The sequence below is a fragment of the Thioclava electrotropha genome (assembly GCF_002085925.2).
Taxonomy (GTDB): Bacteria; Pseudomonadota; Alphaproteobacteria; order Rhodobacterales; family Rhodobacteraceae; genus Thioclava; species Thioclava electrotropha.
This window is the reverse complement of sequence record NZ_CP053562.1, coordinates 917,615-942,547: the sequence shown is the minus strand read 5'-3', so window position 1 is coordinate 942,547 and position 24,933 is coordinate 917,615. Positions and strand designations below refer to the sequence as shown.

28 protein-coding genes are annotated in these 24,933 nt (G+C 65.3%); 14 read left to right on the top strand and 14 right to left on the bottom strand.

The window, feature by feature from the left end:
• Nucleotides 1-2: 2 nt before the first annotated feature.
• The 13 genes from AKL02_RS04695 to AKL02_RS04635 all read left to right on the top strand — a co-directional run bounded on the left by AKL02_RS04695 (nt 3) and on the right by AKL02_RS04635 (nt 11,676).
• A complete protein-coding gene (locus tag AKL02_RS04695) occupies nt 3-248 on the top strand; it encodes a F0F1 ATP synthase subunit C (RefSeq protein ID WP_078519861.1) in 246 nt (81 codons plus the stop codon).
• A 2-nt stretch (nt 249-250) separates the two neighbouring features.
• Complete coding sequence (locus tag AKL02_RS04690; protein ID WP_083079540.1) at nt 251-985, top strand: F0F1 ATP synthase subunit B; 735 nt, start codon at nt 251-253, stop codon at nt 983-985.
• A complete protein-coding gene (locus AKL02_RS04685) occupies nt 972-2,474 on the top strand; it encodes a F0F1 ATP synthase subunit alpha (RefSeq protein WP_083079538.1) in 1,503 nt (500 codons plus the stop codon). The genes AKL02_RS04690 and AKL02_RS04685 overlap by 14 nt, the downstream gene beginning before the upstream one ends.
• On the top strand, nt 2,471-3,034 hold the full coding sequence (locus tag AKL02_RS04680; RefSeq protein WP_198453256.1) for a F0F1 ATP synthase subunit gamma: 564 nt from the start codon (nt 2,471-2,473) through the stop codon (nt 3,032-3,034). The genes AKL02_RS04685 and AKL02_RS04680 overlap by 4 nt, the downstream gene beginning before the upstream one ends.
• A gap of 65 nt (nt 3,035-3,099) precedes the next feature.
• Nucleotides 3,100-3,273 (top strand): hypothetical protein, encoded by a 174-nt coding sequence (locus tag AKL02_RS21045; RefSeq protein WP_232621716.1) that lies wholly within the window; start codon nt 3,100-3,102, stop codon nt 3,271-3,273.
• A gap of 54 nt (nt 3,274-3,327) precedes the next feature.
• Nucleotides 3,328-4,290 carry a MurR/RpiR family transcriptional regulator gene (locus AKL02_RS04670; protein WP_083078834.1) on the top strand — a complete coding sequence of 321 codons (963 nt, stop codon included), beginning with the start codon at nt 3,328-3,330 and terminating at the stop codon, nt 4,288-4,290.
• 115 nt (nt 4,291-4,405) lie between these two features.
• Entirely contained in the window at nt 4,406-5,473 is a 1,068-nt protein-coding gene (locus AKL02_RS04665) for a substrate-binding domain-containing protein (RefSeq protein ID WP_083078833.1), read from the top strand.
• A 47-nt stretch (nt 5,474-5,520) separates the two neighbouring features.
• Nucleotides 5,521-6,606 (top strand): ABC transporter ATP-binding protein, encoded by a 1,086-nt coding sequence (locus AKL02_RS04660; protein WP_083078844.1) that lies wholly within the window; start codon nt 5,521-5,523, stop codon nt 6,604-6,606.
• Nucleotides 6,603-7,454: an ABC transporter permease gene (locus AKL02_RS04655; RefSeq protein WP_078539912.1), complete on the top strand. Its 852-nt coding sequence runs from the start codon at nt 6,603-6,605 to the stop codon at nt 7,452-7,454. The genes AKL02_RS04660 and AKL02_RS04655 overlap by 4 nt, the downstream gene beginning before the upstream one ends.
• 1 nt (nt 7,455) lies before the next feature.
• Nucleotides 7,456-8,232 carry an ABC transporter permease gene (locus tag AKL02_RS04650; RefSeq protein WP_075777097.1) on the top strand — a complete coding sequence of 259 codons (777 nt, stop codon included), beginning with the start codon at nt 7,456-7,458 and terminating at the stop codon, nt 8,230-8,232.
• Nucleotides 8,233-8,261: 29 nt separating this feature from the next.
• On the top strand, nt 8,262-9,497 hold the full coding sequence (locus AKL02_RS04645; RefSeq protein ID WP_083078843.1) for a diaminopropionate ammonia-lyase: 1,236 nt from the start codon (nt 8,262-8,264) through the stop codon (nt 9,495-9,497).
• On the top strand, nt 9,494-10,765 hold the full coding sequence (locus AKL02_RS04640) for a Zn-dependent hydrolase (protein WP_083078831.1): 1,272 nt from the start codon (nt 9,494-9,496) through the stop codon (nt 10,763-10,765). The genes AKL02_RS04645 and AKL02_RS04640 overlap by 4 nt, the downstream gene beginning before the upstream one ends.
• Nucleotides 10,762-11,676, top strand: coding sequence for an N-carbamoyl-D-amino-acid hydrolase (locus AKL02_RS04635; protein WP_083078829.1), 915 nt, complete (start codon nt 10,762-10,764; stop codon nt 11,674-11,676). Before AKL02_RS04640 ends, AKL02_RS04635 begins: the two co-directional genes overlap by 4 nt.
• 28 nt (nt 11,677-11,704) lie before the next feature.
• On the opposite strand, the gene AKL02_RS04630 is transcribed toward AKL02_RS04635, so the two are convergent.
• Nucleotides 11,705-12,121 (bottom strand): hypothetical protein, encoded by a 417-nt coding sequence (locus AKL02_RS04630; protein ID WP_083078826.1) that lies wholly within the window; start codon nt 12,119-12,121, stop codon nt 11,705-11,707.
• Nucleotides 12,122-12,493: 372 nt separating this feature from the next.
• Here AKL02_RS04630 and AKL02_RS04625 point away from each other — a divergent pair, with 372 nt between their 5' ends.
• Complete coding sequence (locus tag AKL02_RS04625; RefSeq protein WP_165757007.1) at nt 12,494-12,640, top strand: hypothetical protein; 147 nt, start codon at nt 12,494-12,496, stop codon at nt 12,638-12,640.
• A gap of 37 nt (nt 12,641-12,677) precedes the next feature.
• On the opposite strand, the gene AKL02_RS04620 is transcribed toward AKL02_RS04625, so the two are convergent.
• From AKL02_RS04620 to AKL02_RS04560, 13 genes are all read right to left on the bottom strand, one after another.
• Nucleotides 12,678-15,194, bottom strand: coding sequence for a cation:proton antiporter (locus AKL02_RS04620; RefSeq protein WP_083078823.1), 2,517 nt, complete (start codon nt 15,192-15,194; stop codon nt 12,678-12,680).
• Between the two features lie 125 nt (nt 15,195-15,319).
• Nucleotides 15,320-15,913, bottom strand: a complete 594-nt coding sequence (gene wrbA, locus AKL02_RS04615) for an NAD(P)H:quinone oxidoreductase (RefSeq protein ID WP_078599618.1) — start codon at nt 15,911-15,913, stop codon at nt 15,320-15,322.
• 44 nt (nt 15,914-15,957) lie between these two features.
• Nucleotides 15,958-16,866 (bottom strand): pirin family protein, encoded by a 909-nt coding sequence (locus tag AKL02_RS04610; RefSeq protein WP_083078821.1) that lies wholly within the window; start codon nt 16,864-16,866, stop codon nt 15,958-15,960.
• Nucleotides 16,867-17,039: 173 nt separating this feature from the next.
• Nucleotides 17,040-18,611, bottom strand: a complete 1,572-nt coding sequence (locus tag AKL02_RS04605) for a GMC family oxidoreductase (protein ID WP_083078819.1) — start codon at nt 18,609-18,611, stop codon at nt 17,040-17,042.
• An 11-nt stretch (nt 18,612-18,622) separates the two neighbouring features.
• The gene (locus tag AKL02_RS04600) at nt 18,623-19,147 is read right to left on the bottom strand and encodes a Twin-arginine translocation pathway signal (RefSeq protein ID WP_078599620.1); all 525 of its coding nucleotides are present in this window, start codon (nt 19,145-19,147) and stop codon (nt 18,623-18,625) included.
• A gap of 36 nt (nt 19,148-19,183) precedes the next feature.
• The gene (locus AKL02_RS04595; protein ID WP_078545828.1) at nt 19,184-19,579 is read right to left on the bottom strand and encodes a VOC family protein; all 396 of its coding nucleotides are present in this window, start codon (nt 19,577-19,579) and stop codon (nt 19,184-19,186) included.
• Nucleotides 19,580-19,693: 114 nt separating this feature from the next.
• Nucleotides 19,694-19,987 carry a ribbon-helix-helix domain-containing protein gene (locus AKL02_RS04590; RefSeq protein WP_078530393.1) on the bottom strand — a complete coding sequence of 98 codons (294 nt, stop codon included), beginning with the start codon at nt 19,985-19,987 and terminating at the stop codon, nt 19,694-19,696.
• A gap of 120 nt (nt 19,988-20,107) precedes the next feature.
• Nucleotides 20,108-21,172: a flavin monoamine oxidase family protein gene (locus AKL02_RS04585; RefSeq protein ID WP_083078816.1), complete on the bottom strand. Its 1,065-nt coding sequence runs from the start codon at nt 21,170-21,172 to the stop codon at nt 20,108-20,110.
• Between the two features lie 33 nt (nt 21,173-21,205).
• Nucleotides 21,206-21,874 carry a cupin domain-containing protein gene (locus AKL02_RS04580; protein WP_083078815.1) on the bottom strand — a complete coding sequence of 223 codons (669 nt, stop codon included), beginning with the start codon at nt 21,872-21,874 and terminating at the stop codon, nt 21,206-21,208.
• A gap of 123 nt (nt 21,875-21,997) precedes the next feature.
• Nucleotides 21,998-22,771 (bottom strand): carbon-nitrogen hydrolase family protein, encoded by a 774-nt coding sequence (locus AKL02_RS04575; RefSeq protein ID WP_083078814.1) that lies wholly within the window; start codon nt 22,769-22,771, stop codon nt 21,998-22,000.
• A 145-nt stretch (nt 22,772-22,916) separates the two neighbouring features.
• On the bottom strand, nt 22,917-23,132 hold the full coding sequence (locus tag AKL02_RS04570; RefSeq protein ID WP_078539927.1) for a hypothetical protein: 216 nt from the start codon (nt 23,130-23,132) through the stop codon (nt 22,917-22,919).
• A 379-nt stretch (nt 23,133-23,511) separates the two neighbouring features.
• Entirely contained in the window at nt 23,512-23,754 is a 243-nt protein-coding gene (locus tag AKL02_RS04565) for an acyl carrier protein (RefSeq protein ID WP_078539928.1), read from the bottom strand.
• Entirely contained in the window at nt 23,751-24,932 is a 1,182-nt protein-coding gene (locus AKL02_RS04560; RefSeq protein WP_083078811.1) for a dihydrolipoamide acetyltransferase family protein, read from the bottom strand. The genes AKL02_RS04565 and AKL02_RS04560 overlap by 4 nt, the downstream gene beginning before the upstream one ends.
• Between the last annotated feature and the right edge of the window lies 1 nt (nt 24,933).

Sequence of the window (24,933 nt, the reverse complement as noted above, 5' to 3'; positions counted from 1 at the left end):
CTATGGAATATATTGAAGTGGCGAGCGTCATCTCGGCCGCCGCGGCGGTTGCCTTCGGGGCGCTTGGTCCCGCGCTTGGCGAGGGGCGCTCGGTCGCGGCTGCAATGGACGCGATCGCCCGTCAGCCCGAGGCCGCGAACGCGATCTCGCGCACGCTCTTCGTCGGGCTCGCGATGATCGAGACGACGGCGATCTACTGCCTCGTGATCGCGCTTCTGCTGCTGTTCGCCAACCCGTTCATCGGCTGATCATGACACTGGACTGGTGGACGCTCGGGCTGCAGACGCTCAATGCGGCGGTGCTGATCTGGCTTCTGAGCCGGGTGCTTTGGCGCCCGATCGTGAGTGCCATTCAGGCGCGTCAGGCCGAAGCGGACAAGCAATTGAGCGACGCGAGCGAGACCGCGCGCAAGGCCGATGAGGCGAAGGCGCAGGCCGAGGCGGCGCTGGACCAGGTCGGCACGCGTAAGTCCGAGATGCTCGCGCAGGCCCAGACCGAGGCCGAAGCCGCGCGCAAGGCGCTTCTGGACCATGCCCGCGCAGAGGCCGCCGATATGGCCCGCACCGCAGAGGCCGAACGCGCTGCCCGCGCAGAGGAGGCCGAGAAGCGCTATGCCGCGCGCGCCGCCGATCTGGCGCAGCGCATGGCCGAGCGCATCGGCGCGCGCCTGTCGCGGCCCGCATTGCTCGAAGCCTATGCGACGGATCTTCTGGCGCAGGTCGCGGCCCTCGACACGGAGGATCGCGCGGCACTCGGCTCGGAGAAACTCATGCTGCGGATCAGCGAGGCGACAGAGGCCGGTTACGGAGAGGCCTTCGCCGACCGCCTCGGGAAGACCTTGGGCGAAGAGATCCGCCCCGCGATCAAAACGGATGCGGAGCTGATCTGCGGCCTCGCGCTGGAGACCAAGCACCTGCACCTCGAAAGCTCATGGGCCGCCGATCTCGCCCGGATGCGCAAGGAGGTGGCCAATGACACCCAATGATCCCGACGAGTGGCTGGACCGCAGCCTCGAGGCCATCGCGCGTGCGCCGCTCGGCCCCGTCGTGCGCCGCAGCGGGCGGGTGGAGCGCGTGTCCGACGGCGTCGCGATGGTGTCGGGCCTGCCCGAGGCCCGCGCCGGCGAACGGCTGGTCTTCGAGGGCGGGCAATCGGGCTTCGTACATGTGCTCGACGAAGAGACCCTCGCGGCGGTGCTGCTCGACGATATCGCGGGCGTCGCGCAGGGCGATGCGGTCACTGGCACGGGCGACGTGATGCGGGTGCCGGTCGGGCCGGAACTGCTGGGCCGGATCGTCGATCCGCTCGGGCGGCCCCTCGACGGGCTCGGCCCAATCACGACCAGTGCAAAACACCCGGTCGAACGCCCCGCCCCGGCGATCATCGACCGTGCCGCGGTGGTGGAGCCGATGCAGACCGGCACGCTGGTCGTGGATGCCCTCTTCGCGCTTGGCCGCGGCCAGCGCGAATTGATCGTGGGCGACCGCGCGACCGGCAAGACGACGATCGCGCTCGACACGATCCTGAACCAGAAGGACGGCGACGTGACCTCGGTCTATGTCGCCATCGGGCAGAAGACCTCCTCGGTGGAGCGCGTGATCGAGACCCTTCGGCGCAACGGGGCGCTGGCGCGCACCATCGTCGTGGTGGCCGGGCCGTCGACACCACCGGGGATGCAATGGCTCGCGCCCTTCGCAGGCATGACGATGGCCGAGGAGCTGCGCGACACCGGCGGCCACGCGCTGATCGTGCTCGACGACCTCACGCGCCACGCCGCCTCGCATCGCGAGCTTGCGCTGCTGACCCGCCAGACGCCGGGGCGCGAGGCCTATCCAGGCGATATCTTCTATCTGCACGCCCGGCTTCTGGAACGCGCCGCGCGGCTGTCGGATGCATTGGGCAGCGGCACGCTGACCGCGCTGCCGATTGCGGAGACCGATGCAGGCAACCTCGCAGCCTTCATACCAACCAACCTGATCTCGATCACCGACGGGCAGATCGCGCTGGACGCCAAGCTGTTCAACCGCGGCCAGAAACCTGCCGTGGATGTCGGCACTTCGGTCAGCCGGGTGGGCGGCAAGACGCAGGCGCGCAGTCTGCGCGACGCCGCGGAGTCGATGCGGCTCGATTATGCGCAGTTCCTCGAACTGGAGATCTTCACGCGCTTCGGGGGGATGCCGGACACGCGGGTGAAGGCGCAGCTTGCGCGCGGGCGGGCGGTGCGCGCGGTGCTGGCCCAGATCCAGCACGCGCCGCTGCGCCTCGCCGATGAGGTGGCGCTGGTTCTGGCGGTGCAGACGGGGCTTCTCGACGGGTTGGAGCCTGCGCAGATCGACGCCCTGCGCGCGGCGCTGCCCGATGCGCTCGATGCGGCGGGGCTGTCGGGCGCGGATTTCTCCGCCACGCTCAGCGAGGGGCTGCACGATCAGATCGTGCAATGCCTGAAGGGGCTTTTGCCGGAGCCTGAGAAATGAGCGAGCAGCTTGCCGAGATCGAAGCGCGGATCGGCAGCATCCGCACGCTCGCCTCGGTGATCCGGGCGATGCGCGCCATCGCGGGCGCGCGCGTGCGTCAGACAGAGGGAGAGCTTGCCTCGGTGGATCTGCATGCGGCGACGGTGAGCCGTGCGCTCGACCGGGTTCTGTCGCTCGCGCCCATACCGCCCAAACCCGAAGGGCCGCCGCTCACCGTTCTGTTTCTCGCCGAACAAGGCTTTGCGGGATCGTTCAACGCCCGGCTTCTGAGCGAGCTGGGCACGCCGCCCGGCGGTCTCGTCGTAATCGGCACGCGCGGCGCGGCGCTGGCCGCCGAGCAAGGCCTGAATGCGCTTGCGCAGTTCCCCCTGCCCTCGCATGGCCCGGCGGTTCCGCCCTTCGCCGACCGGCTGGCCGAGACGCTGCTGCAACTGGCCGGGCGCGCCCCGATCGACGCCTTCTACGCCCAGACGGAGGATGGCAGCTGGAAGGCCCGCCGCCGCCGCATCTTCCCCGCCCGACCCGGTCGACCCCGCCGCCAAGCCAGCCGCCCCTGCTGACGCTACCGCCCGCGCAGCTTTGCGCGTCGCTCTTTGCCGAGCTGCTGCACGCGGAGCTGTGCCGCGTGGCGTTGCATGCCACGGCGGCGGAAAACACCGCCCGGATGCTCGCCATGGCCTCCGCTCAGGGAATGACCGAACGCAAGCTCGACGCGTTGCAACAGACCGCGCGGATTTCGCGGCAGGAGTCGGTGACGACGGAAATTCTGGAGCTGTCGGCGGGTGTCACGTCCAGCTGAGATGTGCCCCCACAGCCCCGCCGTACACAGGCATCGCTTGAAAAGCGCGCCCGCATGCAACAAGACTTGGGCTCGAGCAGAAACGAGGCCGATGTGACGCAAGAGATGTCCCCCGAGGCGCAACCCGGGTCGGGAGATGATCCGATCGACATGCGGATCATGGCGATTTTTCCCGAGTTGACCCCCAGCGAGAAACGCCTTGCCGAGGTCGTGCTCGAAGCGCAGTCGACCCTGTCGAGCTATACGGCTGCGGAGCTGGCCGAGAGCGCGGGGATTTCCTCGGCCACGGCGGCGCGCTTCTTCAAGCGGCTGGGCTATCGCAATTACAACGAGGCGCGGCTGCATTCACGGCGCAATGGAAGCTGGGGCTCGCCGCTGAGCGAGTTGAGCGACGGTACCGAGCCGGGACAGCTGGCCGATCATTTCGCGCAGGATATGCAGAACCTGACCCGCAGCACCGAGATCCTCTCGGAAGAGGCGGTCGCCGACGCGGTCGAGCACCTCGCCTCGGCGCGCCGGATCTGGGTGCTGGGCTATCGGAACTCGCGGGCGCTTGCGATCTATGCCCGCGCCTTGCTGCTCAATCTGAAATCAGACGTGCAGCTTCTGCCCTATGAGGGCGCCTCGCTCGCCGAGGATGTCGCGGGGTTCGCACCGGGCGATGTGCTGCTGGCGATCGGGCTGCGGCGCAGGCCGCGCGCGCTGGGAGAGGTGATGACGGTCGCGCGCGAGGCGGGCATCCCGACGATCCTGATCGGCGACCCCACCGTGGCGCAGACCGCGCGGCACGCGACGATCACCCTGCGCTGCCACAATCGCGGCCAAGGCATCTTCGACAGCACGGTCGTCGCGATGAGCCTGATCAACTTCCTCTGCTCGAGCCTGGTGGACTCGCTTGGCCCCGAAGCGCGCGCCCGACTCGCCCGGATCGAGGACCTTCATGCGCGGTTCGACGACCTCGGACCGCCCCCGGAGAGCCTTGAGGCGCTCACCAAGGCTGCAAAACAGGAGAAATAGCGCCTAAAAACTGCGCATAGCCCGAATGAAAGTGTATTTTCATTTTTAGGATTTTGTGAAATAATTCTTTCCTGCGAAGGTGACCTCGCCATCTCATGCAGCGAAAGGATATGCCATGGATCGCCGACTATTCCTGAAATCTGCGCTTGCGGGCACCGCTCTCGGGGCGTTCGGCCCAGCGGGACGAGCGCTGGCCGCGACCGATCTTCTGTGGATGACCTGGGAGAACCTCGCGAAGGACGACTATCTCGCGCCCTTCCTCGACAGCCATGACGTCGACCTGACGAAGACCTTCATCGGCACCGATGACGAGCAATTCGCGAAACTGCGCGCCGGCGGGGCCTCCTCGGTCGACCTGATCACGCCCGGTCTCGACAAGGTTTCCTACTACACCGCCTCGGACCTTCTGCAGCCGATCGACTTCGACAAGGTGCCGAACGCGAAGCTCCTCTACGACACGTTCAAGAAGACCGAACTGGGCAAGACGGACGGACAGACCTACGGCATCCCCTTCTATTGGGGCATCAACCCGATCGTCTACCGCGCCGACCTGATGGATGAAGAGCCCGACTGGTCGGTCTTCTTCGAGGGCGACAAGTACAACGGCAAGCTCGCGATGCGCGACTACGCGCTCGAAGGGATCATGATCGCCGCGATGTATCTGGGCATCCCGCGCGACGAAATGTTCACGATGGACGACAAGCAGCTCGCCGAAGTGAAAAAGGTGCTGATGATCCAGAAGAGCAAGCTGCGCACCTACTGGAATTCCATCGGCGACCTGACCAACCTCTTCGCGACCGGCGAAGTGGTCTGCGCCTTCTCCTGGGTGCCGCCCTATTACGACCTGAAGGAAAAGGGTCTCGAAATGGGCATGGCCAAACCCAAGCAGGGCGTCATCGGCTGGTGCGACACGATCGCCGTACCCAAGGGCGTCGAGGGCGCGCGCCGGGACTCGGTCTTCGAACTGGTCAACTACCTGCTCGGCCCAACCTACGGCAAAATGCTCGCCTATGGCGGCCCCTATGCGCAATCGACCTCCGCCGCGCGCGACGAGATCGACGAAGCCCAGCAGGAAAAGATCTTCATCAAGGATCTGTCGGTGATGGACAACTTCGTCTGGAAGCAAAATCCGCCGCGCTACAACGACTGGGTCGCACTCTGGAACGAAGTGAAGGCCAGCTAAGAATGACCGAGGCAGGTTCCGGGCCGACGGGTGGGCAGGGGCAGACAATGCCCCTGCTCCGCGCGCGTGCCCTGTGTAAGACATATGGCACCGTGCAGGCCGTGCGCGGTGTGAATTTCCGGCTCGACGAGAATTCCTACGTCACGCTGCTGGGGCCTTCGGGCTGCGGCAAGACCTCGATCCTGCGCATGATCGGCGGGTTCGAGGAGGTGAGCGAGGGGATGCTCGAGCTCGACGGCAAAAAGATCAACGACGTGTCCGCAAGCGCCCGCCCGATCAACACCGTCTTCCAGAGCTATGCCCTCTTCCCGCATCTGAGCGTGCTGGAAAACGTGGGCTTCGGCCTGCGCTACAAGGGGCTGAGCCGCAAGGAAGAGCGCGAGAAGGCCCGCGCCGCACTGGAAACCGTGCAGATGACCGCGATGGCCGACCGTCGCCCGCGCCAGCTCTCGGGCGGGCAGCAACAGCGCGTGGCGCTGGCCCGCGCGATCGCCAACGAGCCGCGCCTTCTGCTGCTGGACGAGCCGCTTTCCGCGCTCGACCGGCGGATGCGCAAGGACATGCAGATCGAGCTGAAAGACCTGCAGCGTCGGCTGAAAATGACCTTTCTCCATGTCACCCACGATCAGGAAGAGGCCTTCGCGCTCTCGGACTGGATCATCGTGATGCGTGACGGGATCATTGAACAACAAGGCGCGCCGGATACGATCTATCGCCGCCCCGAGACCGCTTATGTGGCCGATTTCATCGGCGGCGCGGCCTGCGTGCCGGGCAAGATCATCGACACCGCCATCGGCGCCTACGAGATCGAGACCCCCTTGGGCCCCTTCGCGACACCCGGCGTGCGCGACCTCAAAGCCGGCTCTCCCGCCGTGCTCTGCCTGCGCCCCGAGCAACTGTTCCTCGACCCGCAAGGCCGAATCTCAGCCCGCGTGACCCATGCCGTCTATCGCGGCGCGGAGTGGCTGGTGGAAGCCGAGGCCGCGGGCATCACGCTGGCGCTGACCGTAGGCCATGACGACGTGCCCGAGATCGGTGCGGAGATCCGCATCGGTTTCGACCCCGCGCAGGTCTGGATCGCGCGGACCGAGGCCGAACAGAGGGCGGACCGGGCCACGGAGGCCAAGCCATGAGCCTGCGAGTCGGCACGCTCCTCGCCGCCCCGGTGACGGCCTTCCTGCTGGCGCTTTGCGTGGCGCCGCTGCTGATCCTGTTCGCCTACAGTTTCTTCCGCGTCGATTTCGTCGCGATCTCCTACGACCCGTCCTTCGCCAATTACGCAAAGATCGCGGGCTCTGCGACCTATCGCGGGCTGATCCTGAAAGCCTTCGGCTCGGGCGCGCTCGTCGTCGCGATCACCGCCGTGATCGGCTACCCGGTCGCGTGGTTCCTCGCCAAACGCGCGGGCGCGATGAAATCCGCGCTGCTGACGCTGTTGCTCGTGCCGCTTTATTCGGGCGACTTGGTGCGCGTGTTCGCTTGGCGCGTGCTTCTGGGCGCCGAGGGGGTGATCAATCGTTCGCTGATCTGGGCAGGTGTCACCGACGCGCCCATTCAGGGGCTGCTGTTCTCGCCCCTCGCGACCCATATCGCGCTGACCTACAACTATCTGCCCTTCATGGTGATCGGGCTGTGGCTCGCCTTCGAGAGCCTCGATGACGCGTGGCTGGAAGCCGCCGCCGATCTGGGCGCGCGCAGCCCCAGCCGCTTCGCCCGCGTAACCCTGCCGCTGACCTTCCCCGGCCTCGTGGCGGGCGGGCTGATGGTCTTCGTGATGGTGGTGGGCGATTACCTCACGCCGCAGCTTCTGGGCGGAGCCTCGGGGATCACCGTGATCTCGGCGATCAACGACCTCTTCGGCACCGCCTTCGACTGGCCGCTGGGCTCGGCCATCGCCTGGACGATGCTCGCGATCCTGATGGCTTTCTTTGCCGTGGGCGCGATGCTGATCCGCCGCTCGAGCCTTGTGGGAGGGTCCTGACATGTCGCGCCTCTCCACCCTTTGGGTCTGGGCGGTCTTCGCCTTCATGTATCTGCCAATCGCGATGATCGCGCTGTTTTCGGTCAACGATTCCAAGATCATGTCCCTGCCCTTCTCGGGCTTCACGCTGAAATGGTATGCCGAGGTGATGGGCGATGGGCGTCTGGGCGGGGGCTTCCTGACCACGCTGAGTGTCGCCTTCCCCGTCGCGATCTGCGCGACGCTTCTGGGCGGGCTCGCCGCTTTGGCGATCAGCTTCTACCCGATGCGCGGACGCGGCATCTTCGCGGTGCTGTTGCTCGCGCCCTTCCTGATCCCGAAGCTGATCCTCGCGGTCGCGCAGCTGATCATGTTCAACGAGACCGGGGTGGCGCGCAGCCTGCTCACGGTGATCGCCGCGCAGACGGTGATCGTGCTGCCCTTCTCGACGCTGGTGATCGCCTCGGTGCTGATCCGGATCGACCGCGGGCTGCTGGAAGCCGCCGCCGATCTGGGCGCCTCGGGCCTCTCGGCCTTCCGCCGGGTGGTGCTGCCACTGATGGCCAACGGGCTGATGGCGTCGTGGGTCGTGGCCTTCGTGCTGTCCTCGGCCGAATACGTCCTGACCGCTTTCGTCTCGGGCCGCGCGCAACCGCTTTCGGTGCTCGTCGCCTCCGACTTCCGCTTCGCGCTCTCTCCCTCACTCAACGCGCTCGCCGTGATGATCGTCTTCGGCAACATCGCCCTCGTGGCGCTGGCCGAGCTGATCCGCCGCCGTGCCTCCAAGACGGGGGCCTGAGCGCGATGACCAACCACAAGGACCCCACCATGATTTTCGAAAATGCCCTCGGAGAGGGGCAATCCAACGAGCTCATTCTGAACCCGCATTACGACACCGCGAAAGGCTATGGGCCCAAGCAGGAGGCCGTTCTGAACGACGCCGCCTTCGATCTGGCCAAGCGCACGATTTCTTCGTGGGAAGGCTATGCGCCGACGCCCCTCGTCTCGCTGCCCGCAATGGCGGAAAAGGCGGGCGTGGCCGAGATCCAGTTCAAGGACGAGGGCGGGCGCTTCGGCCTCGGCAGCTTCAAGGCGCTTGGCGGCGCCTATGCGGTGCTGCGCCTTCTGGCCCGCGAGATCGCGAAGGCCAAGAACATCCCCGAACCCAGCGCAGAAGACATCGTGGCGGGCAAATATGCCGATATCGCCTCGCAACTGACCGTCTGCTGCGCCACCGACGGCAATCACGGGCGCTCGGTCGCATGGGGCGCGCAACGCTTCGGCTGCCGCTGCGTGATCTTCATCCACGCCACCGTCTCCGAAGGCCGCAAGGAAGCGATCGAGGCCTATGGCGCCGAAGTTCGCCGCTGCGCAGGCAATTACGATGACAGCGTCCGCGAGGCGCAGGAGACCGCAACGCGCGAGGGTTGGTTCGTCGTCTCCGACACCTCCTATCCGGGCTACACCGAGATCCCGAAAGACGTGATGCAGGGCTACGAGCTCATGGCGGCGGAGGCGGCCGATACGCTTGGCACACCGCCCACCCATATCTTCATCCAGACCGGCGTCGGCGGGCTGGCGGCGGCGGTCGCGGCGCAATTCGCGCGCCGTTACGGCCCCGAGGCGCCGCGCGTGATCCTCGCCGATCCCGACCAATCGGCCTGCTGGCTCGAGACGATCCGCGAAAGCAAACCCACCGCCGTCGAGGGCGATCTGGACACGCTGATGGCAGGTCTGGCCTGTGGCGAGGTCTCGCTGCTGGCGTGGGACGTGCTGGAGCCACTGACCTTCGCGGTGATGTCCGTCGCCGACCCCGATGCCGTTGCGGTGATGCGCGCGCTGGCCAAACCCGAGGGGGGCGATCCGCCGGTGGCCGCCGGGGAATCCGCCGTGGCGGGGCTCGCAGCCTTCCTCGCCGCCGCCGAGAATGATGAGGCGCGCGCAGCCCTCGGGATCGACGCGAATTCCCGCATCCTGTGTTTCGGCACGGAAGGCGACACCGACGCCGCGCTGTTCAAAACCCTCGTCGGCCGCAGCGCTGCTGAAGTGCGGGGCGCGGCATGAGTATCGCGATCGACATCGAGCGTCTGATGGCGCGATTGGAGCGGCTGGCACAGATCGGCGCCCTGCCCGGCGGCGGCGTGAAGCGCCTCGCCCTTTCCCCTGAAGACGCCGAAGGCCGCGCCCTCGTGATGCGCTGGATGCGCGAGCTGGGCCTCGAGATCACCACGGACGTCATCGGCAATTGCTGGGGCATCCGCGTGGGCGAGGAAGACGGCCCGCCGGTTCTGATGGGCTCGCATATCGATACGGTCGCGACGGGCGGTCTCTATGACGGCAGCCTCGGTGTATTGGCCGGGCTGGAAGTGATCGAGGCGCTCAATGCGGCTGGCGCGCGCACCCGCCGCCCCGTTGCGGTCGCGTTCTTCACCAATGAGGAAGGCGCGCGCTTCGCCCCGGACATGATGGGCTCGGGCGTGGCGCAAGGCGCGCTGCCGCTCGACGAGATGCTGGAGGTGGAAGGCATCGACGGGGTGCGCCTGCGCGATGCGCTCGCCGCCATCGATGCCGCAGGCCGCGCCCCGGTCGGCGCGCTGAAACCCCATAGCTATCTGGAGCTGCATATCGAGCAGGGCCCGGTGCTGGAGACCGAGGAGCTGCAGATCGGCGTCGTCACCGGCGTGCAGGGCATTTCCTGGACCGAGATCACCGTCACGGGCGCCTCGGCCCATGCGGGCACGACGCCGATGGCGCTGCGCCATGATGCAGGCGCGGTGGCGGCACGGATCTCGGTCGAGGCGCAGCAGATCGCCGCCGATCACGGCCCGCCGCAGGTCGCGACCGTGGGGCGCCTACGCGTCTCGCCCGATCTGGTGAACGTGGTGCCGCAGGAAGCGGTGATGACCGTCGATCTGCGCCATACCGACGAGGCCACGCTGCAAAAGGCCGAGACCCGGCTCTGGCGCGCCGCGCAGGATTTCGCACGCACGGGGGGCTGCGCGATCACGCGCCGGACACTGGCCCGCTTCGAGCCGGTGGAGTTCGACCCGGCGCTGGTCGACAGCGTCGAGGCCGCCGCCCATGCGCGCGGGCTGGGCCATCGCCGGATGCCCTCGGGCGCGGGCCATGACGCGCAGATGTTCGCGCCGAATTGCCCCTCGGCCATGATCTTCGTGCCCTCGCAGGACGGGGTCAGCCACAACATTCACGAATATACCGCCCCCTCGGACATCGCGGGCGGGGCACAGGTGCTGATGGATGTCGTCTGCCAGCAGGCGGAGCTTCAGAACGCGCCCGAATTTCAAACGACCGAGACAGGACAATTGCCATGACCCGCAAATTCATTGCCGCCGCCGCACAGCTTGGACCGATTGCGCGTGACGAGCCGCGCGCCTCCGCCGTGGCGCGGATGCAGAAGCTTTTGATCGACGCCCATCGGCGCGGCGCGGAACTGGTCGTCTTTCCCGAACTGGCGCTAACCACCTTCTTTCCGCGCTGGCTGATCGAGGACGAGGCCGAGCTCGACGCATTCTACGAGACCGAGATGCCGAACGCGGAGGTGCAGCCGCTGTTCGATACCGCCCGCGAGCTCGGTGTCGGCTTCTATCTCGGCTATGCGGAGATCGCCTACGAGAACGGCCAGAAGCGCCGGTTCAACACGTCGATCACCGTCGAGAAGACCGGCCAGATCATCGGCAAATATCGCAAGATCCACCTGCCCGGCCATCCCGAATACGAAGACTGGCGCCCCTTCCAGCATCTGGAGAAGCGCTATTTCGAGCATGGCAATCTGGGCTTTGGCGTCTTCGACGGGTTCGGCGGCAAGCTGGGCATGTGCCTGTGCAACGACCGCCGCTGGCCCGAGACGTTCCGCGTGCTCGGTCTGCGCGGGGCGGAGCTGGTGATGCTGGGCTACAATACGCCGGTGCACTACCCGCTCGCGCCCGAGCATGATCACCTGCAGGACTTCCACAACCACCTGTCGATGCAGGCGGGGGCTTACGCGAATGGGTGCTGGGTGATCGGCACCGCGAAAGCGGGGCGCGAAGAGGGTTGTGATCTGATCGGCGGCACGTGCATCATCGCGCCCACCGGCGAGATCATCGCCAAGACCCAAGGGTTCGGCGATGAGTTGGCGATGGCCGAAATCGACCTCGACCGCTGCCGCGAGCTGCGCGAGAACGTCTTCAACTTCGCGCTTCACCGCGAGCCGGACGACTACCGCGACATCTGTGCGGGATAAGAAAGTCGATGAGGGTGAGGGCTACCGATCAGTGCAGCGGCGCATTCGAGGCCGCGAGCTGTTCCGCATACGCGCCCCGAACCTTGAGCGACGAGAGCATCGGTTGGGACTGCATGATGTATTCCTCGAGGAAGGTGACAAGGGCGATGCGCCAACGGCGTTCGATCTCGATATACGGATCGGAGGTGGCGAAGGAACTCACGTTGACGGAGACCGAGAATTTCTGCGGATCGAAAGTCGCGCGTTGGTCGAGCAATTCGGTGCGCAGGGCCGCGGTGAAGACCTTTTCCGGCTGCGCCAGCGTCGCCAGACCTTTCAAGTTGATCGAGTCCCCAAGAGCGTCACGGGTGTCGTCCTGGAAATTAAGGGAGAATTTGCCCACTTCAGCCACACCGCGCTCATCAAGCTTAACCAACAATTCAAGCGACACGTTTTTAACATTCATAATCAATACCTCCGTTGGGCGCGAGTGGCTCCGAATGGACCTGTGCGGCTCGCCTACGACGGCTGGATCACATGCAAGAGCGGCGATGTTGTGACTTGAATTGGGCAAACATGTCAAAGTTAGTTTCTGACGCTGCGTGACCTTTCGAGCTGACGATTAGGCCTCCATCTGCGGGGCCTTCCATCGAGAAATACCCTTGCGGCAATCTCCCGCTCATGTGCGCCGGGAAATCCTCTGCGTGGCGCCGCTGCGTCAGTGAGGCTAAATACATCCACAGCAACAGAAAAATCTTGCCGAGGCCACGGTGCGCCTCAAATAGTTGAACTGGTCCGTTCACTTTGAGGACCCGAGTCGTTTTGAAAGGAACCCGACATGCAAAGCCCGATGAAGAAAAAAGCCGTACTCGCTCTGGTCGCATGCTGCGCCATGGGCATTCTGGCCGCCTGCAGCCAAACCGAAGGCACGGCGACCGCTGCAAACGTTCCGAACATGAAGGCGAACATCGAAAACCCGATGTAAGCGATCGGAGCCGTTTCGCAGCTCCGAAGCCGACCCGCTACTGACGCGCCCTCTCGACATCCGCGAGGAGCGCGTCAGGAGCGATCCCGCGTTTCTCCGCACTGGCGCGGACGGCTTGCTGCAGTGACTTGCTACGGCTCAGCAGGCGACGGAACCGGGCTTCGTCCAATTCCAGAAGGGTCGATGGGGTAATCGCGCGCACTTCGGTCCTGCGCGTCCGTCTCATCAGGATCGACAGCTGACCGAACATCTCGCCGCGACCCAGCCGCCACGTCTGGTTGGCAGCCTCAACCTCGACCGCCCCGGAGGCGATGAAAAACACGCTTTTCGCGACGCTGTCGCGGCCGAGAATGACCTCCCCCGCGTTGGCGTGCCGCGCCTTGAGCAACCGGCTCAAGCGTTTCTGGTCCCGAGCATCGAGACCGGAGAACAGCGGAAACTGCCGAACGAGCTCGATGCGCCGCAGCGCGATATCGAGCTTGGGGCGATCCTCCGCGCGTGACCGCTTCTGGGCAAGGGCGGCCCGGAGCTTGGTGTAGACCTCATCGCCGATCAGGCCGTCTTCGCGCATCGTCTCGTATTCGCGCTCCTCCAGCCGCAGCGCGGTCCGGCGAATGATGCGCCGTTCGAGCTCTTCGGCGTAGCCGGGATATTGCAGACGCAGCCCCTGCAGCGCGGTTTCGACGATTTCGATGCGGCGCGACAGCAGGTCAGAGAGCAGGTCGCTCACGCGCTTGCCATGAATGCGGCGGATGCGGCCGCTGATGAAGCCGCCGAGATCGCGCAGTACCAGCCGCTGCGACAGGAGCATCTCGAACCGGTCCGCCGTCATCCGCGCGAGGGGGCGCGACAGGTGGAGGCGGCGATGCAGGATATTCGCGACGCGGAAGCCGAAGCCATATTTGACGCTGCGCCGCGCGATCCGGTTATAGCCGTGCCGCCCGTCCGCGCGTGCGCCCTCGATCAGACGGTCGGCATTCGACAGAACCTGTTCGGCGATGCGAGAGGCGATCGTCCGCTCCCGCACCCGCATCAGGATGGTGTCGCGTTCATGGCCGGCGAGCGCGATAAGCCCCAGGGTGATGCGGTCGCGGTCGTGGATGTCCTGACTGTCGTCGGCGGCCTTGACCGCGCCCTCCAGCCGCTCCCCGAACCGCTTGGCTTCGGAGCGGACGACGTCTCGGCTGAGTTCATAATTCTCGGTGGTCCGCGCGAGGTCTTCGCGCACTTTCTGCAGCGAGACGGCGACCACCTGACGCGACAGCGCATCGTCGATCGGCGACAGCCGGTCGAGCCCCAGCCGACCGATGATCCAGCGCAGCGTGGTGCCCTGCCCGATCAGTGTGAATAGCGTAAAGCCGGTGGCGAGGATGCCGACCATGCGCTGAACCTCGTCGGGGACGCGGAAACTCTCGGTCACGGCCAGCGCCAGCGCGAGCGTCACCGCCCCACGCAATCCGCCCCAGAGGATGGCGACCCGATAGGGCCGCTCGACCGTGGGTGAGACCCGCAGCGCCGTGAGAAGTGGCAGAAGCCCGAACAGGATCACCGCGCGCGCGAAAATGGACGCAACGACCACGACACCGACGAGGGCGATATCCCCGATCCGGATTTCCTCCAGAAGTCGCGGGATCAACAGTGCTGCCAGAACGAAGATGAGGGCTCCCGCCCAATGCGCCAGGACGCCCCAGAGCTCGCGCAGATTGATCCATGTCTGCGGTTGCAGACGTCCGGGCCCGGTCAGGTTCAGCGTCAGACCGGCGGCGACCACCGCGATGACGCCCGAAGCGCCGATGCTTTGCTCCGCGCCGATATAGGCCAGGTAAGGCAGTGCCACCGAGATCGAGAGCTGGGCGAGCTCATGGCGCCGGAAGAACGACATCATCCCGACGGCGATACGCGCGACCAGCCAGCCCGTGAACGCGCCGCCGAGGATGAGATACGGAAACCGGGCGAGCGCGTCGCCCAGCTTCGGATCGGGCACGCCCATCATGACGAAGCCCATGAAAAGCCCGAACAGCGCGATGGCCGCGGCATCGTTGAGCAGGCTTTCCCCTTCGATGATCCGCGACAGCCGGCGCGGGGCAGAGATCGAGCGGAAGATCGAGACGACGGCGGACGGATCGGTCGTGGACACGATCGCGCCGATGAGCAGGCACGCGGTGAGCGGGATCGAACTGACCCAGGACAGCGCGTAACCGACGCTGAGGGTGGCCGCGACGACCGCCACCACCGCAAGCATCAGGATGGGAACCCAGTCGTCCAGCATCCTGCGCAGGTCCATCCCCAACGTCGCCTGAAACAGCAGCGTGGGCAGGAACACGTAGAGAAACACGTTCGAGCGGATCGGAAGGTTCAGGATCGCTTCCGCCACCGGATTGAGCGCGTCGGTCAGCTCGGTCCGGAGGAAAAACACAGCCGCCACACCGATGAGAATACCGATGCCCGCAAGGATCACGCTGAACGGAAGGCGGAGGCGCGCTGCCAATGGCTCCGCCACCCCGATGACGAGGAAAAGCGACGCGACAATCGTGGTGATGACGACGATATCCATTCAGTCGAAATACCACGCTGATCGGCGGACGCACGGGGAATTGAAAGGTTTGGACACTTTGCGATCGGGAGACAAGCACGCCCCCGCCGAGAGAGGTGGGGGCGCTTAATGGACGTTAAGTCAGATCAGGCGACGAGTTTCGCCGTCATCTCGACGAGGCGTTTCGCCTGATGGGCGATCGCGGCCTTGCCAGCCTCGTCGACGCCCCCGGCATTGGTCGAGAAGCCGTAGGGGTTGCCGCCCGCATTGAAGATCGCCTCGTCGGTATAGCCCGGCGGAACGATGACGCAGCCCCAATGCATGGCCGTGGTGTAGAGGCCGAGGATGGTCGCCTCCTGCCCGCCATGCGCGTTCTGCGCGCTGGTCGTCGCGGTGAAGGTCTTGTTGGCGAGCTTGCCCGCGCCCCAGAGACCGCCCAGCGTGTCGATGAAGGCGCGCATCTGGCTCGCGGAGACGCCGTAGCGGGTCGGCCCGGAGAAGAAATAGCCCTCGGCCCACTCCATGTCGTCGGCGGTCACTTCCGGAATATCGCTCATCTTCTCGAGCTGGTTCTTCCAGGCGTCCTGCCCCTCGACGACGGCTTTCGGGGCCGTCTCGGGAATGCGGCGCAGGCGCACCTCGGCCCCGGCTGCCTCGGCGGCTTCCGCTGCCGCCAGCGCGACAGCGTGGTTCGTGCCATAGGTGGAATAAAAGACGATTGCGATCTTCGGTTGTGCCATTTCTAACTCCTGTGTTGGGAAGGGACTGAGGGGCAACGGCGCCCTCAGCCGTGTTTGATGAACGTGCCGTTGTTGAGTTCAGTCAGCGCCTGACGCAGTTCGTCTTGCGTGTTCATGACGATGGGGCCGTGCCATGCGACGGGCTCCTGGATCGGGCGACCGGTCATCAGCAGGAAGCGGAGACCTTCGTCCCCGGCCTGCACCGTGATCTCATCGCCCGCGCCGAAGCGGACCAGCGTGCGGTTGCCGGTCATGTCGCGGATATTCAGCTCCTGACCGCGATATTCCTTCTCGACCTTGATGCCGACCGGATCGCTGGCGTCGCGGAAGGTGCCGGAACCTGCAAACACATAGGCGAGCGCGTTCGAGCGCGTATCGACCGGCAGCACCTTGCGGCGCCCCGCGGGGATCGACACGTCGAGCAGCATCGGATTGGCGGCGATCCCGTCGACCGGGCCGGTCTTGCCCCAGAACGAACCGATGATGACCTTGACGGTGGTACCGTCCTCGTCGCCCTCGATCGGAATGTCGCTGCCGGTAATGTCTTGATAGCGCGGCGCCGTCATCTTGAGCGCGCCGGGCAGGTTCGCCCAAAGCTGAAACCCGTGCATCTGCCCCTTGGCATTGCCCGAGGGCATCTCCTGATGGACGATGCCGGAGCCGGCCGTCATCCATTGCACACTGCCCGCGCCGAGAAGACCGCGATTGCCGAGCGAATCCGCGTGCTCCACCTGGCCGTCGAGCACATAGGTAATCGTCTCGATGCCCCGATGCGGGTGCCACGGGAAGCCCTTGGAATAGAGCCGCGGATCGTCGTTGCGGAAGTCGTCCATCATCAGGAACGGATCGGTCAGCGACGGGTCGCCGAAGCCGAAGACACGGTGCAGGTGCACGCCAGCGCCTTCGAGCGCGGGTTGCGCTTGGCTGGTGGCCGAGACAGGTCGAAAGGTCATGGGAGCCTCCAAATATCGTTGGTGATAGTGTGGGGCTTCCCGTGGAAATTTGAACTAGCGAAGGTCCCGCATGTCCTGTGCGCAAGCGCGCAGACGGGCAAAGGTTCCGCAAAAAGAACCGGGCCACCCTTCGGCAGCCCGGTCTTCTTTTGCCTTAGCTGACCCTCTCGGGATCAGATGTTACCCTTGGACAATTCCCCGGCGATGAAATCCGCCTGCCGGATCGCGAGCGCGACGATGGTCAGCGTCGGGTTCTCCGCAGCGCCGGTCGTGAATTGCGAGCCGTCCGAGATGAACAGGTTCGGCACATCATGGGTCTGGCCGTGCTTGTTCACCACCCCGTCGCGCGGGTTCTCGGACATCCGGTTGGTGCCGAGGTTATGCGTCGACGGATAGGGCGGCGTCGGCAGCGTCCGGGTCGCGCCCACCGCCTCGTAGATCGCCTTCCCGCGAGCATAAGCGTGATCGCGCATCGCCCGGTCGTTCGGGTGATCGGTGTAGTTCACGTTGGCCACCGGCAGCCCGTAGGCGTCCTCGACCTTGTGGTTGAGCGTGATGCGGTTGGTCTCCTGCGGCATGTCCTCGCCGACGATCCACATCCCGGCCATGTTCTCGTAGCTGTCGAGCGCCGAGGTGAACTCGCGCCCCCAGCCGCCCGGATCGAGGAAGGCCGCCATGAAGGGCAGACCGAGGCTGAGCGTCTCCAGCTCATACCCGCCCACGAACCCGCGCGAGGGATCGTGGCGCGCCTCGTCGCGGACGATGCCCGCCATCGTCGTGCCACGCCACATCTTCACCGGCTTGTCGAACACGCCATAGACCGAGCCCGTGGTGTGACGCATGTAGTTGCGCCCCACCTGCCCCGAGGAGTTCGCAAGCCCGTCGGGGAACATCGCCGAATGCGAATTCAGGAGCACGCGCGGGCTCTCGATCGAGTTGCCCGCGACGCAGACGATCTTGGCCTTCTGCATCTGCAGATTGCCGTCCTTGTCGAAATACTCGACGCCGGAGGCCATGCCCTGATCGTTATGCAGGATGCGGGCGACGTGGCAATGATCGCGCACCTCCAGATTGCCCGTCGCCTCGCCGCGCGGGATGTCCGTGTAGGCCGACGACCACTTGGCGCCCCATTTGCAGCCCTGGAAACAGAAGCCCGTCTGCTGGCACGACATCCGGTCGTCATAGTCGATCGAGTTGATCGCCATATGACCGGTATTCACTTCCTCGTAGCCAAGCGACTTCGCGCCTTTCTCCAGAACCTTGAAGTTGTTGTTGCCCGGCAGGCCCGGACGGTCGCCGGTGCGGGTCACGCCCAGCTTGGCCTCGGCCTTGTCGTAATAGGGCGCAAGCTCGGCCGGATCGATCGGCCAGTCGAGCAGGTTCGCCCCGTCGACATTGCCGTAATGGGTCTTCGTCTTGAACTCGTGGTCCTGAAAGCGAAGGCTCGCCCCGGCCCAGTGGATCGAGGTGCCGCCGACCGCTTTCACGATCCACGCGGGCAGACCCGAGAAGTCCTTCGCTACGCGCCAGTCGCCGCTCGTCGTGCGTGGCTCGGTCCAGGCGAGCTGGCCGAAGCTTTCCCATTCGTCGTTGATGTAATCCTCGGGCAGATAGCGACCGCCCGCTTCGAGCGCCACGACCTTGACGCCCTTTTGCGCCAGTTCGTTTGCCAGCACGCCGCCGCCCGCGCCAGTACCGATGATGACGACGACGCTGTCGTCGCTCAGATCAAATTTCGCAACCATGTCTGCCTCCCTCACAGCCAGTCGATGTCGTCAAAACCGCGGTTGATGTAGCCGCCCTTGGAATAGGACTCGCCCTCGTAGCCGAAGATCGGCCAGACCGCTTTCTGGTTGTAGAGGCCGGTCACCAGACCACCCCGGATCTTCTGGAAGAAGGGGCTCTCCTCCATGCCCCGCAGGATCGCGACGCGATCCTTCTCCCAGCCCGTCTCGAGGTAATTCGCGAAGCCTTTGCCGCGTGCCGCCGCATCGAGCGCGGCAATCCCCGCTTCGATTTCGTCAGCTGTATCGGCAGTGTCGTAGCCCTTCACCGCGATGACATAATACTGGTCGTCGATCTTGTCGTGCGGATAGATATCGCGCGCCATCTGCACGAGCGTCGCGAAAGTGGTGGGCTTGAGCGCCGAGAGCTCGGTGGCCCAGGCGGCATTGCGCGCCGCCATGAACCCCGAACCCACGACGAAGCTCGCCCCCGCCACGGTTGCCCGCGCCAGCAGCTGCCGTCTGGTCAGCCCTTTCGAGCTTGCCTTGGTTGCCATTGTCGTCTCCTCCCTGATGTCTCCCTTAGGAAAATCTCACTTGAAGCGGCCTTCGCGCGCGAGCACCTCGATCTGGTATCCGTCCGGATCGGCCACGAAAAAGAACTTCGCGACGACCTCCCCTGCCGGCGCGAATTCCACGAGTTTGCGAGGCGCGAGGCCCTCCGCCTCGAAGCGCTTGTGTTCGGCTTCGAGATCATCGACCGAGACCGCGAAATGGCCATAGCCATCGCCGAGGTCATAGGGCTCGGTCCGGCCCTTGTTGACGGTGAGTTCCAGTTCGAACTCGCTTTCGGGATTGCTCAGATAGACGAGCGTGAAATCCGGAAAGTCGAGACGGTCGGCGACCTTGAGGCCGAAAGCCTTGTCGTAAAACGCGACCGAGCGGTCCTCGTCGAGGACACGGATCATGGAATGAATGGATTTTGCCACCGGTTGCTCCCGCTGTAGTGCTGTCAGTTGTCCTGAGAGCCTAGCAGCGGGCCGCGGTGGGGCGGGTAGTAGGTCTATACTACCCCTGAAGAATGTTTGACGTCAGGCTTGCGCTTACTCTGCGGCGACCGCGAGCGGGGCACGATCGGTCGAGATTTCCATGAATTTCAGGCACGCACAGCGCAGCAGCGACGTGAAGTTCGACGGCTCCCCGCGCAGCTCCAGCACTTCCGCATGCAGCGTCGAGATAAAGGTCGGCGTGGACACCCCATCGCGCGCGGCGATCTCGTCGAGAATGTCCCAGAATGCGTTCTCGAGCCGGATGCTCGTGCTCTGGCCGTTGAGCCGCAGCCTGCGCGTCTCGCTGGAATAGCGCTCCGGGTCCTGACCCGCAAAAACATGGCACATATCGTCTCTCCTCCCTCAGATCCGATTGCCGAGGCGAACCAAGATTCACCCGAGACTCAAGAATATGGTCAATCCGGGGCGGGTCAATCGTGTTGTGACAGGGGGGCTGGGCGCGTCGGGCTATGGGGTCGCCCCGAACCCTCCCACGAGGTCACGCACCACGCGCTCCGCCGCCGCCAGCGCGCCTTCCATGTAGCCGCCCATCTCGGGCGCGGTTTCCGAAGACGCGAAATGCACACGGCCCTCACGGAGCCCGCGCAGCACCGACGGCAGGCCGTAATCGGGGTGGAACCTGAGCGGTTCGAGATCGGCCTCCGTCGCCGTTTCGGGCGCGACGGCCCAGTCTTCGAGCGCATAGGTCAGCGGGTTGGCCGCCTCGGGCCCAAATATCCGGCCAAGCTGCTCGAGGGCCGCAGCTTTGACCACCTCCTCCTGCCCGATCCGTGCCCGCGCCGGCACGCCCAGAAAGCCGAACAGAGCGGCGGGCGTGCCGTCCGGCCCGGACGCATCGTGGATTTCCGCCAGAGGCCCGCGCTGACTCATCGCATCGCCCGACAGCCCGGCTTCGCGCCAGAACGGTCGCTCGTAGAGGGCTACGAATTTCGCGTGCCCCGCCATCCAAGTAGGGATCGCGCGGAGCACCTGCCTCTGCGCATCGCTCAGCTCCGGTTCAAAGGTCATCTGCTCTGCGACGCGCGGCGGCACGGCAAGCACGACATTCTCGGCCTCGCAGGCCTGGCCGTCCTCGAGTGTGACCGAGGGCCCTGCCCCGATCCCGACGACGCGCGCCCCGGGATGAAGCTGCGCGGGGGGAAGCTCAGCGGCAAGCGCATTCGTCAGCGCGACCATGCCGCCTTCGAGACGCCACGACCCCGCCATGCTGGCAAAGCCCATATTGCGGTGAACGTCGCCGCTCGCATCTTCCAGCGACACCGCGCCGCGCGCGAACTGCTCGAACTTGCGCAGGTTCAGCGCCTCGGTGAGCGCGGCGATCCGGGGCTGGCCGGGCCAGAACCATGACGGGCCGAGATCGACCCTGCCCGTTGCGGTCTCAAGCGCCTTGATCCGACCGCCAAAGCGCGGCCGCGCCTCGAACAATTCGAAAGAGACACCGCGCGCGTGCAGATGCCGCGCGAGCGCCAAGCCCGCGAGCCCGCCGCCCACGATCGCGACCTGCGTTTTCATGGAAGCCTCGTCATTGTGAGAGATCGTTTCCCGTCACTGATCCGGCGCGGCAACAAAGCGCAGATGCCCCGTCTTGATCCAGAACTCGGCGCCGCCCGACCCGGCCTGAACCTGCAGCGGCTGCCCGTCAGGCAAGCGCAGCCACGATCCCTCGCGCAGGTCATCGCCGCCTTCGGACAGCGTTCCGCCTAGCACGAGCAACTCCATCCCGCCCGGATCATCTAGCGACAGGGTCGCATCCGGCGCGAGCCGGAAATAGCGGACGATCTCCCGCGCGTCGCGATGAAGTTCAGCGCACTCCACGCCCTCGCCGGTCTGGGTCAGATCGGCCCGCATATCCTTGTGAAACTGGTTGCGGTCGTCCGGGTCGAACTGCCAGAGCTTCACGAAGATCGTGCAGCCACCTTCCGATCCCGGCCGGTGCCGGGTCTGCGGCGGATTGCGCACATAAGTCCCCGCCGGATAATCGCCGCTCTCGTCCTGGAACACGCCTTCGAGCACGAGATATTCCTCGCCGCCGCCATGCGTGTGCGCCGAGAAACTGTGCCCCGGGGCGAAGCGCACGATGCTCGTCGCCCGCGCCACCTCGTCGCCGATCCGGTCGAGCATCCGCCGCTCGACACCCGCCGACGGCGAGCCGTGCCAGTCGAGCGTGTCGGAATGAACGAGCACGCGCTCCGAGAATTCCGCGTTGATTTCCATGTGCCCTCCGAAATATCTGCCCCAACCTAGGTTGGACTGTCGCCCCGCCCTAAGCCGCGCCTAATCCGGAGCTATGCTCGGAAGGCAGAATTTCAAATGCTGCGGAGCCGCGAAGCCCCTCGGCTATTCGACGCTGCGCAGATCATCGAGCTGAACCGAGATGACCTCGCTTGGATATTCCGCGGATTTCGGCAGCTCGGCAATCAACGTCGTCGGCCCGCTTCCTGCCTGCGCCACCGCCTGCCCGTCTGGGCCCGCGATGATGGACTTGCCACCGAAGTCGATATCGCGATCAGGACCGGCGTAATTCGCATAGACCACGACGGCCGCGTTCTCATTCGCGCGCGCCCGCACGAGCAGATCGGGGACGTGATCGTAGCCAACCGGGTTCGCCGTCGGCACGAGGATCAACTCCGCCTTCGCTCTCGCCAAGGTCCGTGCGTGTTCCGGGAACTCGATGTCGTAGCAGATCAGCAGGCCGGTCCGGACGCCATTCAACTCGAAGACGGGCGGCGTTTCCGTCCCGAAGGCGAAGCTCGCGCGCTCCATCTCGCCAAAAAGCTGGATCTTGCGATAGTGCCCGACCCGCGCGCCTGTCTTTTCTAGCACAGACGCCGCGTTGAACACGTCATCGCCCAGCCGTTCGGCCCAGCCATAGCAGATCGCGCATTCGTATTTGCGCGCGATATCGCCCATCGTGGCGCACCACTCTCCCCCGAGCGGCTGCGCCTGCGCGCGATGATCCTCGGGCCGGTTGTAGCCGGGCAAGATCAGCTCGGGCAGCACGACGAGATCGGCTCCGAGCGACGACAGGCCGCTCACCCAGGTCTCGATATGCGCAAAAATCTGCGCCGGGTCAGAGGGAAGCGGCAGCGGCTGGACGAGCGCGATTCTCATGTTTGTCTCCATTCTCGACAAACAAGCGTATCGCTTGCGTCGCAGCCCGTCACCCTGAGCAAAGCCGGAAAACTCTGCCTACGGGCGATAGACGTCTGGAGAACGGGTCAGGACGAAGGCAGCCGCGACAGCCTGTCCAGTTCAATCAAGACAGGAGTTTCGCCTTGGCCTCCCGCAGGGCATGCGCGAGTTCGAGATAGCCGGCATTGCCATTATTGAGATGCATCAGCTCATAGTGGTCTGCCCAGTGGTCGATCCGCGCACGCGGCACACGGTCCGACCACGCACCTCTGCGTACCCGGATGGCCCCGTCTTCCAAGCACTCTACTTCGATACGCGTTTCGATCATAACGATCTCCATCTCTAACTCGTCAAGGGCGCAAGAGGCTCGTGATACAGCCGGGGCCCTCCCGAAAATAACATTTTTGCTAATAGACAATTGTTGCGAATAACCCACTGTTAACAAAGGAATGCGACTCCGCGCATTGCGGATTTCCTCAGTTTTTTCCGCGGTAACAGCGAATTGACTCACGGCGTGCCGAAATCCCCTCTGAGTTGAATGCTCAGCGGGTGGTCCGGCAGGGTCAGTTTGGAGTGGCTGGCCTCCGGGCGAGAAGCGAAGCCCCCCGATTTGTGCCCCGACTTAGAGCGATACGTGCGGCGGTGCTCCCCATCAGCATCAGCCCGGTTCGACCGCCATCAGACATCGGATGCCGCAACTGACCGCCTAAGCCGATCCTTCAAACCCGCTTGGCTAGAAACGCCGCAGCAAGATCCGGTGTGGCGATCTGGGGATAATCCGCCTCTGCAATCGCGACGCCGAAGCGCTGGTTGAGCGCGATCACCAGGTTCAGGATATCCATCGAGTCGAGCTCGAGATCGTCCTGAAGATGGTCCGATCCCGCGATTTCGGCGGGATCGAGATCGGGGGCGACGCGCACGAGTTCCTCGATATAGGCGCTGCGGATTTCGTCTTCGGTCATAGCTCCTCCGGGGTTTGCAGCTTCGCGTCGATCGCGGCCAGGAATTTCGAGCCCAGCCGCCCATCGCTCACGCGGTGATCGGCGGCGAGGGTCAGCGTGACGGCCTGCGCGGCGATCACCTTGCCTTCGCGCACCAACGCTTGCAGGCCGGGCGCACCGGCCGTCACGATGGCGACCTGCGGCGGCACGATGATACCGGCCATCGCCTCGACCCCGCTTTCGCCGAGCGCCGAGAAGGTCAGCGTCGCCATGCTCATCTCCGAGCTTTTGAGCCGCCCGGCACGCGCGCGCATCGTGAGGTCGCGCATCGCCTCCATCAAATCCTGCAGGCTCTTCTTGTCGGCATCGAGGATAGCAGGCGCGACAAGCCCACCGCCCCTGAGCGCAATGGCCAGCCCGAGATGGATCGCCGCGGAGGGCGTGAACCCGTCTTCCCCGAAATGCCCGTTCACCGCCTTTTCCTCACGCGCGGCCAGCGCCATCGCCTTCATCAGGAGCGCGCCCATCAGGATGCGCTCTTCGGGTGGGCGGTCCGCATTGGCGGCGCTCAGCCAATCGCTCGCGGCGCTGAGGTCGATCGTGTGGGTGACGTAGTAATGCGGGATCTCGCGTTTCGACCGGGCCATCGCGGCGGCGATCGCCTTGCGCATCTCGGCGAGATAGGCACCGCGATCTTGCGCCGGGGACGTTGCCGCGGCGGGTTTCGTCGCCTCGACATCGGCGAGGACGATTGCGCCTCCCGGCCCGCTGCCGGTGAGGCTCTCCAGCGCGATCCCCAATTCCGCCGCGCGCGCCTTGGCGGCAGGTGATGCGGCGATCCCTGATGGGGTTGCTGCGGGCGGAGCGGTTGGCGGCGCTGCTTCCGCCGCAGGCGCGGCAGGTTCGGCGGGGGCCTGCGGCGCAACTGGCGGCGCGGTCTGCGTTGGGGCCTCCGCAGCCTCCCCCGGTGCCTGAATAATGGCGAGCGGCGCGCCGACGGGCAAGTCTTGCCCAAGCTCTGCCATCAGCTTTTCGACCACGCCGTCCTCGAAAACCTCGATCTCGATCGCGCCCTTCTGGGTCTCGACCACCGCGACGATATCGCCGTGCTTGACCGTATCGCCGGGCTTCACCAGCCATTCGACCAGCTTGCCCGCCTCCATATCCGCGCCGAGCGAGGGCATCTTGAAAACGGCCATC

What these genes read in the sequence shown, in the direction of transcription:
- AKL02_RS04695 (WP_078519861.1), top strand. Translation starts at nt 3, where the DNA reads ATGGAATATATTGAAGTGGCGAGCGTCATCTCGGCCGCCGCGGCGGTT.
- AKL02_RS04690 (WP_083079540.1), top strand. Translation starts at nt 251, where the DNA reads ATGACACTGGACTGGTGGACGCTCGGGCTGCAGACGCTCAATGCGGCG.
- AKL02_RS04685 (WP_083079538.1), top strand. Translation starts at nt 972, where the DNA reads ATGACACCCAATGATCCCGACGAGTGGCTGGACCGCAGCCTCGAGGCC.
- AKL02_RS04680 (WP_198453256.1), top strand. Translation starts at nt 2,471, where the DNA reads ATGAGCGAGCAGCTTGCCGAGATCGAAGCGCGGATCGGCAGCATCCGC.
- AKL02_RS04670 (WP_083078834.1), top strand. Translation starts at nt 3,328, where the DNA reads ATGCAACAAGACTTGGGCTCGAGCAGAAACGAGGCCGATGTGACGCAA.
- AKL02_RS04665 (WP_083078833.1), top strand. Translation starts at nt 4,406, where the DNA reads ATGGATCGCCGACTATTCCTGAAATCTGCGCTTGCGGGCACCGCTCTC.
- AKL02_RS04660 (WP_083078844.1), top strand. Translation starts at nt 5,521, where the DNA reads ATGCCCCTGCTCCGCGCGCGTGCCCTGTGTAAGACATATGGCACCGTG.
- AKL02_RS04655 (WP_078539912.1), top strand. Translation starts at nt 6,603, where the DNA reads ATGAGCCTGCGAGTCGGCACGCTCCTCGCCGCCCCGGTGACGGCCTTC.
- AKL02_RS04650 (WP_075777097.1), top strand. Translation starts at nt 7,456, where the DNA reads ATGTCGCGCCTCTCCACCCTTTGGGTCTGGGCGGTCTTCGCCTTCATG.
- AKL02_RS04645 (WP_083078843.1), top strand. Translation starts at nt 8,262, where the DNA reads ATGATTTTCGAAAATGCCCTCGGAGAGGGGCAATCCAACGAGCTCATT.
- AKL02_RS04640 (WP_083078831.1), top strand. Translation starts at nt 9,494, where the DNA reads ATGAGTATCGCGATCGACATCGAGCGTCTGATGGCGCGATTGGAGCGG.
- AKL02_RS04635 (WP_083078829.1), top strand. Translation starts at nt 10,762, where the DNA reads ATGACCCGCAAATTCATTGCCGCCGCCGCACAGCTTGGACCGATTGCG.
- AKL02_RS04630 (WP_083078826.1), bottom strand. Translation starts at nt 12,121, where the DNA reads ATGAATGTTAAAAACGTGTCGCTTGAATTGTTGGTTAAGCTTGATGAG.
- AKL02_RS04625 (WP_165757007.1), top strand. Translation starts at nt 12,494, where the DNA reads ATGCAAAGCCCGATGAAGAAAAAAGCCGTACTCGCTCTGGTCGCATGC.
- AKL02_RS04620 (WP_083078823.1), bottom strand. Translation starts at nt 15,194, where the DNA reads ATGGATATCGTCGTCATCACCACGATTGTCGCGTCGCTTTTCCTCGTC.
- wrbA (WP_078599618.1), bottom strand. Translation starts at nt 15,913, where the DNA reads ATGGCACAACCGAAGATCGCAATCGTCTTTTATTCCACCTATGGCACG.
- AKL02_RS04610 (WP_083078821.1), bottom strand. Translation starts at nt 16,866, where the DNA reads ATGACCTTTCGACCTGTCTCGGCCACCAGCCAAGCGCAACCCGCGCTC.
- AKL02_RS04605 (WP_083078819.1), bottom strand. Translation starts at nt 18,611, where the DNA reads ATGGTTGCGAAATTTGATCTGAGCGACGACAGCGTCGTCGTCATCATC.
- AKL02_RS04600 (WP_078599620.1), bottom strand. Translation starts at nt 19,147, where the DNA reads ATGGCAACCAAGGCAAGCTCGAAAGGGCTGACCAGACGGCAGCTGCTG.
- AKL02_RS04590 (WP_078530393.1), bottom strand. Translation starts at nt 19,987, where the DNA reads ATGTGCCATGTTTTTGCGGGTCAGGACCCGGAGCGCTATTCCAGCGAG.
- AKL02_RS04585 (WP_083078816.1), bottom strand. Translation starts at nt 21,172, where the DNA reads ATGAAAACGCAGGTCGCGATCGTGGGCGGCGGGCTCGCGGGCTTGGCG.
- AKL02_RS04580 (WP_083078815.1), bottom strand. Translation starts at nt 21,874, where the DNA reads ATGGAAATCAACGCGGAATTCTCGGAGCGCGTGCTCGTTCATTCCGAC.
- AKL02_RS04575 (WP_083078814.1), bottom strand. Translation starts at nt 22,771, where the DNA reads ATGAGAATCGCGCTCGTCCAGCCGCTGCCGCTTCCCTCTGACCCGGCG.
- AKL02_RS04570 (WP_078539927.1), bottom strand. Translation starts at nt 23,132, where the DNA reads ATGGAGATCGTTATGATCGAAACGCGTATCGAAGTAGAGTGCTTGGAA.
- AKL02_RS04565 (WP_078539928.1), bottom strand. Translation starts at nt 23,754, where the DNA reads ATGACCGAAGACGAAATCCGCAGCGCCTATATCGAGGAACTCGTGCGC.
- AKL02_RS04560 (WP_083078811.1), bottom strand. Translation starts at nt 24,932, where the DNA reads ATGGCCGTTTTCAAGATGCCCTCGCTCGGCGCGGATATGGAGGCGGGC.